We start from the raw sequence: 12,332 nt of genomic DNA on the forward strand, positions 1-12,332 counted from the left end.
CGAATCCACCCAGGTATCCGGTGGATTCATCACCCCTTGCCATCAAGCAACGACGATGTCGTTCGGGTGCACCACCTTCAGGCTGCGAGCGAATGCGTCGAACGCGTCAATATTCGCGGACACCCAGCCGAGGTCGTCGCTGACGGTGCGCATGGACAGGTCGATGCCATAAGACTCGACGCGCCAGCCGTAGTTGACCGACATGCCGAGAGCTTCGCCGCCCTTCGGCACGAAATGGCGGATGGAGCGGAGCCCCCTGCCGAGGTTGTCGGTGGTGAAGTCCTCGATGTGGGGATCCTGCGCGGCTCCGGGCTCGTTGCGTTGCACCAGCGCGTCAAGAACCTGCTCCACCGGCCCTTCCGACCGGGCCGCGTAGACGAAGAACGGCACGAGGTCCCTGCGGAGATCCGGGGCGTACAGGAACAGGTAGTGCATGGGGATCTTCTGCGGAAATCTCTCGGAGAAGCCCTCAAGCATGCGCGCGAGCTGTTTCACCTGTGACTTGTCACGAGGGCCCTCGTCCTCAAGGGCCCAGCGCAACTCAGCACACTTCTTCGCCCACTTCCGTCGCTGCCGGCCAGCGCCCCTCCCCTCAAGGACGGGGACGGCAATCCACGCTTCCGGGGCCGGTTCCTCCGTGAAGTCGAGTGCGTACGGGGTGCTCATGCTCTGCTCCGGCGGAAGATGGTCATGGCAGCGTCGGGATCACGCGACCCCCCAGGCATCCTTTTCCTCTTCCGAGCTGATTCGGATGGTGCGGGCGAATTCGTCGATGTCGAGGGATGCACGAATGATCCGACCCGGATCCGGGTGAGCCAGAAAGATGAGGACATCCACGGCATCCGAGCCCTTCTCGTAGCGCCAGGCATAACGGAGGCCGGCATGCACCTCGTTGCTGCCCTCGTCCTGGACGTAGCGCAGCACGCGCAAACCGGTCCCAAGGTGCGGGGATTCGAAGTCCTCGGCGACCGGGAGCTCGATTGCGTCGCTCGCATCAGCCTGCGCCAGTTCACGCAGAGCCGTGTCACGGTCTTCCCCCTCGACCTCGACCAACTCAACGAAAACGGTAAGGGGAATGTCCTTCGGGTGCGGCAAGTGCAAGAAGACTTCGGCATCCGGCCTAATGGCGGGCGCCCTTTCCGCGTGCATCACAAGGACGTCGGTAAGCAGGTCGACATCGCCAGACCTCGGTTTCTCGTCCGCAAAGTCTTCCCACCACTCCTCGGCAATCGCGCGTGCCCACGCCTGGGGGGTCTGCGCAATTTTTACGTCCTCAAGACCCAGCTCGGGCCACGCGAGCGGAATGCGGATAAAGGGGTCGAGGCGCATCGCGGGTTTGATGTTGAGCCAGCTCATTCATACCTCCACTTGAACGTACTCACGACTGCGTCGAACAGCTCGACCATCACATCGGTGAGTTCGCTGTCGAGGTCTCCGTCCCCTGGAGTGGAAAAACTGATCGCAAGGAAATTTCCTGAGTCGCCTGCCACCGGCAAGACGTATTCGACCCGGCGCGAGTCGACGTCGATCTCCTGACTGGAGTCTGCTGCCACTCGACTCTCCCGCCGGACGGCTTTGACGCCGTCGAGTTTCACAGCGGTAACGCCGGGGCCCGCGGTGTTGGATGCGAGCCGCGACAGCACCAGGGCATTATCGGTGCCACCGATCGGCAGCTCAGAAACGATGATCGATGCGGCCACGAGGGTGCCGCCACGCGGCAGCACCGGCAGGTAGAGATCCAGGCCACCGTTACGCCGTGCGGCGCGAGCTCTCTTCTGCAGCTGACGGCGCAGCTCAAGTCGCATGCTCATGGCGTCGTCGCGCGCCACACCATCCGGGACCTTATCCATATGCGTGAAAAAGATCCGCTCCAGGGCCTCTTTCGTCCCCTCGCGGAGCGGAATCCGAGCCCACCCGGGCGGGATGATGAGGGTGTATCCGATGGGCGGCGCTTCGGCCGTCCCGTTGGAACTCACGGAGCCTCCTCAGCGGACCTATTGATCAGCAAATCAAGCAGGATTCCCACACACAGTGCTGCCGGAATGACGGCGATCCAGGAATAGAGGACCATGGCGCCGTTCACGATGATAAACAGTCCCGCAGCGACCCTAAACAACGACCGCACCTTGGGGGCGCACTGGATAACCCGCCGATACTTCACGTACACCGCAGTCAATACAACGGGAGCGATCATCACGGGCCAGATGTATACCTCGACTGGCACCCAGTCCTTTCCGACTGCCTTTCTAAGCGCCCCTCCTACCAGAAAGAGCCAGAGCAAGGGGACGAGCGCAGTCACTCGAACTGCAAGCAGGGCCTTGGATTCATTATTTCCAGATGACATCGCGTCCCTCATTTCCCTTATTACCGAAATTACTCACCATTGACTCCCCACTTCCATCGTCGGGACGTCCTTGAGGTCCCCGTAGCCGTCAAAACCGATGGCGTCTGATCCGATGTCCATCGCCTTGTCGCCAACGTCGACCCCCGTACCTGTACGCCAATACATATTGAACTTCTTAGACGCCTCATCGGCCTGCTTAGCAGCGTTTTCGACTACCTCATTCCCGCTGTGCCTAATCCTCATCTGCTTGGCGTCCTCGGCAAGGTCTTTGGCTTCCTTGTCTCCGAGTCCCCGCCCCTGTGCCATCGGGGCGTCAGCCTCCGCTCGCTCCGCTGCACGCATCTCATCGTTGAGCTTGTCCCGCTGGCCCAGTTTGATCCTCTGCGCCATCTGCCCACGCTCTGAATTGACTCCGTGGCGGGCTATAACCCGATCGGTGAAGTTTTTCACGCCCTTTTGACGCTCCAACACCTCGCGAGCCTTTCCAGTTCTCGCGGCAACCTTGGAGGCGGTCTTGGTCAAGGCCCGGCTGGCTTTGAGGCCCGTCAGGGCCTTCCCGCCGAGCCCCATCGTCACCAGCCCAATCGCGTCAAACGCCACGTCGGTCCATGAACCCTTGCCAGTGATTGCCAGCAGTGAGTGACCGAGCAAACTCGCGACCCCGATCGCGAGCCCGATCCCCACAATCCAACCCGCCGGCGTGCAGAAGATGCCGACGATTGCGATAGCAGTCCCGAGATAGCCGAGGACGTCGAGCGTTGTGGAGAGCCCATCCGCAAAGTTCTCCCACGTACTGTCCTCAAGCACGTCTGAGATGTCATCGCCGATGTTTCTGGCGCACTTCTCGGCTGCGGCGTCCCGGTCGGCGGTGACTTCGTTCAACTGCTTGCGATACGTCGCCAGGTGACTGTCGTCCACGTAGTCCGGCGGATCGCCACCGTCCTTCTCCGCCTTGGCTTCCTTCTTCTTCAGATCGGCAGAGTGTTCCTCGTTGGCGTGCTTTGCACGGCGGAGGATCCCGTCCGCCCGATCCTGGAAACCCTCCAGGTCGTTGGCCCATTTGCCGAGGTCACCGACCACACGTTCGTAGCGGCCCGCCGTCTCACGGAAACGCTTGTCCAGCTCGCCGGACTTCTCACGGATCTTGTCGGCATAGTTCCCCCGCAGCGCATCGCCGTCCTCGGCCTTGCGCAGGATGCGGGCCTGGTCGCGGAGGGTCTTGGCGAGGTTCTTCATCTTGGTGACCTCGTCCCGGATGTCCTCCGGATCGCCGGGGATCGGATCCGTCTCCGCCAGCGGCTGCCAGTCGGTCGGTCGCCGCCTGCCCTTACCCGATACCATCGGTCACTTTCCCCCGTTTTTCCCATGTTTCTCGGTTGCGTTCTTCAGGTCGAGGTCCTGCTTCTGGAAGTTCTTGAGTGCCCCCGACACATGGTTCTTCAAGTCCTCGACGTTTTTGACCAGTTCTTCTCGATAGCTGTCCCAGTTGCTCACGAACTCGTCCATCTTTTCGGCGATGCTGTCGTGGCCCCAGATATCGCTTATGGCTTCGCTGCGGTCGTCGATACCTTCGAAGACCTTATGGATCTGTCCGAGATTCCTCTTCGAGTCCTCCAGCAGCGTGTAGTCGACAACCAGCCGGTCGCGGCTGCCCATACGTCCCCTCCCTTTCCTCTTACGTGGTCAACAGCTCACGTTCCGGCTCAACCCACCGGCACAGTCACCGTGAACGCCTCCCCGCTCCCCAGGTGCAGCAGGCCCTTGCCCGGGGTGACCGGGCCGCCCACCGTGCTCCGGCTCAGGCGTACGCCGATCAGTTCGCCGCTCGAGGTGTCCTGCGGGGACAGCAGCAGGCCGCGCTTGGACTTCTTCAGGTCGACCTGCCAGCCGCTGAAGCCGGAGCAGACGTCGTCCTCGTCGCCGGCGATGACGATGCCGATGCCGCGGTCGGAGCCCGTCGAGATCAGCCTCTTGAACTCGTCCTCCGCGTCGCAGTCCTCCAGCAGTTCGCCGTCGTCGACCAGGACGACGACCGGATGCTCCACGGACGCCGTCGCCACGGCCTCCTGTAGCTCGTCCTCCTCGATGTCGCTGCCCGTGAAGACCGCCAACACGCCGTCGAAACCCTTCAGTTCGCGCAGCGGAGAGGGTCGCGGGGCGCAGACCACCAGGCGGGCGCCGCGGCCCACGAACGTCCGCGCCAGGTTCATCAGCACCGTCGAGCGGCCCGACTTCGCCGGGCCCGCGATCACGAAGCCCGGCGAGCCGTGCGCCAGGTCCGGGCCGAAGGCCGTCAGGTCGTCGCCGCCGACGCCCACCAGGCCCCACAGCCGCGAGGCGGACGCCGACCGGTCGATGTGCTGCCACGCCTGGTCGAAGGTGATACGGCTGGGCAGCGAGTCCACCCGGAAGGGCCGCAGGGTCCGCGGCACCGCCGCGTCCCGGTGAGCCGCTCCCTCTCCGATGGCCACGAGGGCCGCGTTCTGCCCCTGCCCGGTGGAGTCCTCGCTCAGCAGCGCGAACTGGATCTCCGTACCCGTCTCGTTGCGGAACGCGCGGCCCGGCGGGATCTCGTCCGGCACCTTGCGGCTGTTGATGCCCAGCATCGAGAAGTCGGTACGGTCCGCCAGGCGCAGGCCGATCTTGTCCTCCGTCAGCGAGGAGATCCGACCGGTCAGCAGCTGCCGGTCGCCCGTGATCACCAGGTGGATGCCGACGCTCGCGCCCTCGCGCATCAGCGTCAGCAACTCGTCGGTCAGCTCGCCGTGTTCCAGCTCGCCCAGGGAGGAGACCCAGCCCTCCCAGCGGTCGAGGAGCAGCACGATGTGCGGCAGCCGCCGCTCCGCCGGCACCCCGGCGCGCTGCTCGCCGATGTCCGCGAAGCCGTACTCCGCAAGGAGCTCCTGCCGCTTGCCCGCCTCCGCCGACAGCCGGCGGACCAGGCGGACGGCCCGCTCGCTCTGGTTGCGGCCCACCACCGCACCGCAGTGCGGCAGCTTGGCCAGTGCGTTCAGCGCGCCGTTGCCGCAGTCGATGCCGTACAGATGGACGTCGCCGCAGGAGAGGGTGCGGGCCAGGGAGCCCGCGATCGTACGGAGCACCTGGGAGCGGCCGCTGCGCGGCGCACCCGCGATGAGCAGATGGCCGAAGGTGGCGAAGTCGATCGCGACCGCGCGGCGGGACTGGCTCGACGGCATGTCCTCGATGCCGTACGGCGCCGCGGGCAGCATGCCCAGACCCTGCACCGGCGGCAGGTCCCCCGGCAGCACGCTCTCCGCGAGGGCCGGCAGCCAAGGACTGTGCTGCTGCGGGATCCGGAGGTGCGCGTTGGCCTCGCGGACGGCGTCGACCAGCACCTTCAGGTCGGTGATCTCCTCTTCCTCGCTCTTGGCGGCCGCGGGCTTCGCCAGCGCCGCGCGGCCCAGGCCGGTCCAGTCCAGCTCCCCGGCCCACGGGGCGAGGGCCATCGGGTCCACGGTGCCGGGGCGGCGGCCGCCGACGCGGCCGGACTGGAAGGGGATGAGGGAGGCTGCGCCGGTGCGCACGTAGGCGCGGCCCGGGTTGTTCTTGGAGATGTTTCCGGCCTCGGGCGAGTCGATGACGTCCGACGACTCGCCGCCGTCGGTGACCCGCAGGGCGATACGGAGGTTGGTGTTGGCCCGGATCTCCGGCGAGACCACGCCGGACGGCCGCTGGGTGGCCAGCATCAGGTGGATGCCGAGGGAGCGGCCGCGCTGGGCGATGTTGACCAGGCCGGTGACGAAGTCCGGCAGGTCGCGGACCATGGACGCGAACTCGTCGATGACCAGCAGCAGTCGGGGCAGCGGCGCCATGCCCGGATTACGGCGCACCAGGTCCTGGTAGTCCTCGATGTCCTTCGCCCCGACCTGGGCCAGCATGTGCTCACGGCGGTGCAGCTCGGCGCCGAGCGACTCCAGGGCGCGCTCGACGAGGTGGGCGTCGAGGTCGGTGACCATGCCCACGGTGTGCGGCAGGTGGACGCAGTCCTTGAACGCGCTGCCGCCCTTGTAGTCGACGAGCACGAAGGTCATGTTCTCCGGCGTGTTCGCCACCGCGAGCGCGGCGACGATCGTCTGCAACAGCTCGGACTTGCCGGAGCCCGTCGTACCCGCGATGAGGCCGTGCGGCCCGTCCTTGCGGATGTCGATACCGAACGGCCCGTCGTACGACTCACCGATCACCGCCAGCGTGGACTGCCCGCCGCTCTGCCAGCGGCCGGCCACCGCACCGGCCGTCGGCGGCTCCATCCCGATGACGTCGAGGAGCCGGCTGGCGTCCGGCAGCGCGCTGTCCGTCGTCTCGCCGCTGATGTCGCGCAGCGGGGCGAGCGCCCGGGCCACCCGGGCGCACCAGACCGGCGAGACGAAGTCGGGCCGTACGCCCAGGATCTTGTCCTTGCCCTCCTGCTGCACACGCAGCCGCAGCACGGAGGGGTCGACCTGCTCGGCGGCCGCCCGCGAGGCGGGCGTGGGGGCGCCGCTCTGGTTGTCGAGGGAGAGCATCACCGCGGCGGTGTTGGTCAGCGCCGGCGAGGCGGGCGCGGCCGGCTTCTTCCGCTTGCGGCGCGACCTGCCGGCCTCGGCCTCCGCCTTCTTCCGCTGCTCCTCCTCGGCGGCCCGCCGCAGCACCTCGAAGGCGTCGCTCGCGCCGCCGCCGGCCTGCCGCTCGTGCGCGGCGTGCCGGGCATTGCGCGGCTCCGCGATCACGATGCCCTTGCACTCGCCCGGCAGGAAGCGCTCCTCGGCGTCCAGGCAGATCGCGTACATCGATACGGCCGGGCCCTCCTTGAGCAGCCGTACGACGCCGGGCATCGAGCGCAGCCGGCGCGAGCCGTCCCAGACGACGACGATGTCGGGGTCGGAGAAGCCCGCCTGACCGCGGTTCTCCTGGGCGGCCTTCTGCCTGGCCTCGAGGATCTGGGTGAGTTCGCCGATACGGGCGCCGACGGTCTCGGCGTCGTTCCCCATGAGGACGTTGGCGTCCTGCGCCGTCGGACGGGCATGCGGCAGCCAGCGGACCCAGTCCCAACCGGCCTGCGCGTTCGTCTCGGTGAGCACGTAGAACTGCACGTCCAGCGGGCTGTGCAGGGCGGCAGCCTGCGCCACCGTCCACCGCGCCAGGCTGCGCGCGGTGTCGTCGGGACCCGCGAAGCCGATCACGCCGAGCCGGCCCAGGTGCAGGGCGACGGGGGTGTCGGCGATGTCCCAGGTGACCTGGCGGCGGTGGTCGTCCTGCTCGGGGTCGTCGAGGACGACGGCGGAGGGCAGCCGGCCGGTGCCCACCCGCAGCAGCAGGTGGTCGGCGTCGCTGCGGCGGCGTTCCCAGAGACGGGTGCGGGGGCCGGTGGCGTGGGCCCAGACGGTGCCGGGGTCCGGGTGGTCGAGGCCGCGGTCGCCGCGCTCCAGGATCAGCGCCTCCTGCGCGTCGCGCTCGATCCGGGCCTTGTGTACCTCGTACTCCTGGACCTGCTTGTCGTGGGACTTGCGGCCGTGCTTCTTGTCCCAGAAGTAGTTGGCGATCATGATCAGCGGGCTGAAGACCGCGATCAGCAGGTACGTCATGCGCCCCATCACCAACGCCATGGTGACGGCCATGAGGAGCGGGGACGCCGCCATCAGCCAGGGCAGCGGCCGGGCCTCGTACTCCTTCGGGGGCGCCGGCAGGCGGAACTTGGTGACGCGCTCCGGCGGGCGCAGCCGCGGCGGGCGGTTGTAGTCGTGCCCGGAGCCGTCGTCGGACCACTTCAGGGCCGCGTCCGGGGGCGTGTAATAGGCCACGTCGAGCAGGGTGTTGCCGATGGCGAGCTGGGAGCCGACGCGCAGCTGCTGCCCATCGAGCGGCTTGCCGTCGACACGCACCGCGCCGGGCCCGGGCTCCTTGCCCTCGGGTGCCGCACCCGGCCGGCCGTGCCCGCCGGGCTGCTGCCCCTGCCCCTCGCCGCCCTGCCCGCCGCCGTGCACGGCCAGGCGGAGGTCGTCCGGGGAGACCACGTAGAGCGTCAGCGCACGCTGCGGCACCTCCGGGTCGTTGATCAGCAGTTGGCAGCCCGGGCCGGCGCCTATGTCGTACCGGCCGACGCCGAGCCGGTACACGGCGCCGGCGTCGGGCCCGCCGGCCACCCGGAGCTCGATGACACCGGGCTGCTCGCCGGGCAGCGAGCCGGAGGGGTCGTCCAGGCTCACTACCGCGCCGTCGCGCAGCGGGGAGGTGGTGACGGTGTGGTGCGGGTCCACGTGGTGGCTGTCGACATAGAGCGCGGGAGCCGGTTGTCCGGCCCCGGCCCCGCCCCGCACCCGGGCCGCCAGCTCCCGGGCAACGGCGTCGATACGGGTCTCCGGGTCGGCATCGAGGACGAGGTCTTTGTGCGCGTTCGTATAGGGGTCGACGACAGTCAGCTTCAAACGCACTTAGCTCCTCCTCGAAATGCCTCTCAACGCGGGAAAGGATATCGTCCGGCAAAAACTCGGTCATGCACCTGTGATATGCCACAACAATGTCCGGATTTGAGGGCAGTTAATGACTGCCCTAATTGCGCTTATGTGCACCCGCGAGGGTTAGCAACTAAGGTGCCCAATGGCGTGCGCCGCACCGGTGCGCGCCACACGTATGCCGGGAGGGGGACCTCGCGGTCGTCAGCGGAGCGAAGGGGAGCGTCATGGCTAAAGACCTCGATGTCACATATGAGGACATGCGGGCTGCCGCGAAGAAGATGAACCGCGAGAAGGAGCGCATCGAGGACAAGCTCCAGGACCTCAAGAGCTACATCGACGGCCTGCTCGAGAACGGCTTCGTCACCCGGCAGGCGTCGAAGAAGTTCGGCCATGACTTCGAGGAGTTCAAGCAGGGCATGTCGAAGACCAACGAGGGTCTCGACGGCCTGGCCCAGTACCTGGAGAAGGCTGCGGACTCCTTCGAGAACCTCGACTCGGAGCTCGGCAAGTAAGTCGGCGACTACCGCGGTAGAGCCTGCCTGCGCACAGCGCGGCGCCGGGGGTGAGCACGGTATCGGCCTGGATCGGCCGATACCGCGCTCACCCCTTTTTCGCTTTCTGCGGCATGACGTAAGAGGCGTTATGGGCGGCCGGGCCGCCACCCCGAGGCCTCACCGAAATTTCTCCATCCCCATTACATCTTTTACGGCGCATTCACAGAGTATTCACAGACGGCAAATATCGGCGGGCTGATATTGGCCGGCGGGGGCCGAAAATGCACCGCCACCGGAGAAGGGAAGAAGCCGGAGGCTCTGCCCCGCTGTCCTGACTGATGGTACTTCTGTCCCTTTCGGTGGCAGTCGTCATGATCATGGTGATGGCGCGCTGGTATTTCCTGATTCTTGCTCCAGGAAAAACTCCACGGGGGCAAGAAGCACGGCTGCAAGAGGTACGCAGAAAGACCCCTGGGGGAGGGCCGGAAATGTCAGCAGCGGCAGCGACGAGGCCTAGGGCCTGTCTTCCCGTTCCCCACGCCCGGCTGCTCAGGACGCCATGGGAAGCGCCGCTCCCTCGCGCCACTTGAGGATCTTGTCGAAGCTGACGACCGCGCCGGGGCGGCCCGTCCGGTTGCGGTAGCGGACGTGGTCGGTGAGGGCCTCGATCAGAAAGAGCCCCCGGCCGTCCTCGGCAAAGGCGGGGGCCTGTGCGGGGGTGGGCACGGGGGCCGGCGGGAGGGCGCGGTCCGCGGCGGTATGGGGTGGGGCGGGGGGTGCGGGACAGTGGCGGAAGCCGGGGCCCGAGTCGGTGACTTCGATACGGCAGGTGTCGCCGTCGATGAAGGCCGTGACGCGGTAGTCCTCGGTGGCGTCGCCGCCGTGCTCCACGGCGTTCGCGCAGGCCTCGGAGAGGGCCACCGCGAGGTCGTAACAGATGTCCGGGTCGACGCCCGCTGTCTCCATCGTGCCCAGGAGCAGACGACGGGCCAGCGGCACGCTCGCAGCCTCACGGCGCAAATGGAGTGACCACCAGATGCTCATCGCTCCAGCCTCCTGGCCGCGGCTCGACATATCGATACCTATTGCCGCGCCGCATGGTCCGTAAGCATGTCCGGGACGTGATACCGCTCATTCGGCGGATGCGAAGAGCGAGCGCATCGGTGTAGGCGAAGCGCCGCCCATGCGCTGCCGCGCGCCCCGTCTGCTTCCCTGGACACCTCGCAAGGCGCCGACTCGGCGCCGACCTGGCGTAGGCGGCCCGCAGGGGCAGTGGGATGATGGCGCGGCCATGACTCCACCGCCCGCCTCCACAGCGCGCGCAGCCGCCGATCTTCGGCTGTTGAGGGCCGCGGTCTTCACCGCGGTCTGTGTTGCGCTGTCCGCGGGCGGGCACATCGCCGCGTCGTGCGCCGCCGTCCCCGTATGGACGCTGGGTGTCGCGGCGGCCGCGGTCTTCGCGGTCGCGGCTCCGGTGGCGGGGCGGGAACGCTCGCTGTCGGAGATCGCCACGGGTCTCGCCGTGGGACAGCTCGCCCTGCACGCGCTGTTCACCTGGGGCCAGCTTCCGACGTCCGCCATGGCGGGAGGCGGTGGCGGCGGCACCGGCAGGCTGTCGGACCGGGCGGCGATCGCCCTCGCCCGGCATGTGACCTGCGGGCTCGGCAGCGGGCCCGCGGACGGCGCGGAGGCACGCCGGATTCTCGGTTCGGGCGGCTTCCACACGGCCTCCGGTGCCGGGATGACCGCACCGGCCGGGACCGGAACGGCCGGTGGCACGGCCGCCGCCGACCCCGCGACGGCGCATGCACTGCTGCCGTCGCTGCCCATGCTGCTGGGACACCTTCTGGCCGCGCTCGCCGTCGGCTGGCTGCTGCGGCGGGGCGAGGCGGCCCTGTGGCGGCTGGTCCGGCTGTCGGCTCCGGCGGCGTACGAGATGGCGGTACAGGCACTGGTCGGTGCGGTGCGCGGGGCGCTCGCCCTCATCCGTGCCCTGCTCACGGGCCTGAAAGCAGCGCACGATGATGCGCTGCGCGCCCCCGTTTCGTACGGGGATGACAAACCCGGCCCGAAGAACCTCGCACTCCACCACAGTGTCGTGAGGCGTGGGCCACCCACCCTCGCCCTCGCGGCCTGACGACGCGAAGCACGCTCCCACAGGACGGGTACGGGCTCACGCGGCGTTGCCGCACGCGCGCCACCTGCCCGTCACCAGCACCTCTCTCCTCCCTGTGGAGTGTTTTCCGATGTCGAAGAATTCGAAGATGGCGAAGATGTCGCAGCAGCAGTCGGACGGGTCGTCCGCGCGCCGGCTCGCGCGGCGGCTGCCGCTCGTGGGCGCCGCCGCGGCCGGCAGCGTGCTGCTGCTCGCCGGCCCGGCCTTCGCGCACGTCAGCGTGCAGCCCGCGGGCCCGGCCGCCAAGGGCGGCTATGCGACCGTCAACTTCAAGGTGCCCAACGAGAAGGACGACGCCTCGACGGTGAAGCTCGAGGTCACGCTGCCCACCGACCACCCGCTGGCGTCCGTGATGCCGCAGCCGGTGCCCGGCTGGAAGGTGAACGTCACCAAGGCCAAGCTCGCCAAGCCGCTCGAGATGCACGGCGAGAAGATCACCGAGGCGCCCTCGAAGATCACTTGGACCGCCGAGGACAAGGGCGTCGAGCCCGGCCAGTTCCAGCAGTTCCCGGTCTCCGTCGGGCAGCTGCCCGAGGACGCCGACGAGGTCGTCTTCAAGGCGCTCCAGACGTACGACAACAAGGACGTCGTGCGCTGGATCGAGCCGACGAAGGAGGGCGCCCCGGAGCCGGAGAACCCGGCGCCGGTCCTCAAGCTCAGCGCGGCCGAGGAGGACGGCCACGGCGCCGCCGGCTCGGCCGACAAGGCCAGCGCCACGGCCGGCATGAAGAACACGGCGGCCGCCGCGGACGCGTCCGGCAGTGACACCACGGCGCGCGTCCTGGGCGCCATCGGCATCGTCGTCGGCATCATCGGGGTCGGCTTCGGCGTGTTCGCCGGCCGGCGCCGCAGCGCCTGATCACCGG

11 protein-coding genes are annotated in these 12,332 nt (G+C 68.0%); 3 read left to right on the plus strand and 8 right to left on the minus strand.

What is annotated here, in order from left to right; all coding sequences use genetic code 11:
• Positions 1 to 42: 42 nt before the first annotated feature.
• The 7 genes from M8I34_RS00180 to M8I34_RS00210 are packed head-to-tail and all read right to left on the minus strand — an operon-like array spanning position 43 to position 8,772.
• Positions 43 to 666, minus strand: a complete 624-nt coding sequence (locus tag M8I34_RS00180) for a hypothetical protein (RefSeq protein ID WP_250047111.1) — start codon at positions 664 to 666, stop codon at positions 43 to 45.
• A 39-nt stretch (positions 667 to 705) separates the two neighbouring features.
• On the minus strand, positions 706 to 1,356 hold the full coding sequence (locus M8I34_RS00185) for a hypothetical protein (RefSeq protein ID WP_250047112.1): 651 nt from the start codon (positions 1,354 to 1,356) through the stop codon (positions 706 to 708).
• Positions 1,353 to 1,976 carry a hypothetical protein gene (locus M8I34_RS00190; RefSeq protein WP_250047113.1) on the minus strand — a complete coding sequence of 208 codons (624 nt, stop codon included), beginning with the start codon at positions 1,974 to 1,976 and terminating at the stop codon, positions 1,353 to 1,355. Before M8I34_RS00190 ends, M8I34_RS00185 begins: the two co-directional genes overlap by 4 nt.
• A complete protein-coding gene (locus M8I34_RS00195) occupies positions 1,973 to 2,356 on the minus strand; it encodes a hypothetical protein (RefSeq protein WP_250047114.1) in 384 nt (127 codons plus the stop codon). Before M8I34_RS00195 ends, M8I34_RS00190 begins: the two co-directional genes overlap by 4 nt.
• Positions 2,357 to 2,377: 21 nt before the next feature.
• On the minus strand, positions 2,378 to 3,685 hold the full coding sequence (locus M8I34_RS00200) for a putative T7SS-secreted protein (protein WP_250047115.1): 1,308 nt from the start codon (positions 3,683 to 3,685) through the stop codon (positions 2,378 to 2,380).
• Between the two features lie 3 nt (positions 3,686 to 3,688).
• A complete protein-coding gene (locus M8I34_RS00205; RefSeq protein WP_250047116.1) occupies positions 3,689 to 4,000 on the minus strand; it encodes a hypothetical protein in 312 nt (103 codons plus the stop codon).
• Between the two features lie 47 nt (positions 4,001 to 4,047).
• Positions 4,048 to 8,772: an FtsK/SpoIIIE domain-containing protein gene (locus tag M8I34_RS00210; protein WP_250047117.1), complete on the minus strand. Its 4,725-nt coding sequence runs from the start codon at positions 8,770 to 8,772 to the stop codon at positions 4,048 to 4,050.
• 248 nt (positions 8,773 to 9,020) lie between these two features.
• Here M8I34_RS00210 and M8I34_RS00215 point away from each other — a divergent pair, with 248 nt between their 5' ends.
• Positions 9,021 to 9,308, plus strand: a complete 288-nt coding sequence (locus M8I34_RS00215) for a WXG100 family type VII secretion target (protein WP_030075914.1) — start codon at positions 9,021 to 9,023, stop codon at positions 9,306 to 9,308.
• Between the two features lie 531 nt (positions 9,309 to 9,839).
• On the opposite strand, the gene M8I34_RS00220 is transcribed toward M8I34_RS00215, so the two are convergent.
• On the minus strand, positions 9,840 to 10,334 hold the full coding sequence (locus tag M8I34_RS00220; RefSeq protein ID WP_030988862.1) for an ATP-binding protein: 495 nt from the start codon (positions 10,332 to 10,334) through the stop codon (positions 9,840 to 9,842).
• 247 nt (positions 10,335 to 10,581) lie between these two features.
• On the opposite strand from M8I34_RS00220, the gene M8I34_RS00225 reads away from it, so the two are divergent.
• Both M8I34_RS00225 and M8I34_RS00230 read left to right on the plus strand, forming a co-directional pair.
• Entirely contained in the window at positions 10,582 to 11,427 is an 846-nt protein-coding gene (locus M8I34_RS00225) for a hypothetical protein (RefSeq protein ID WP_250047118.1), read from the plus strand.
• A 127-nt stretch (positions 11,428 to 11,554) separates the two neighbouring features.
• Positions 11,555 to 12,325, plus strand: a complete 771-nt coding sequence (locus M8I34_RS00230) for a YcnI family protein (RefSeq protein WP_374210839.1) — start codon at positions 11,555 to 11,557, stop codon at positions 12,323 to 12,325.
• Positions 12,326 to 12,332 lie beyond the last annotated feature (7 nt).

The organism is Streptomyces sp. MCA2, assembly GCF_023544705.1.
GTDB lineage: Bacteria > Actinomycetota > Actinomycetes > Streptomycetales > Streptomycetaceae > Streptomyces > Streptomyces decoyicus.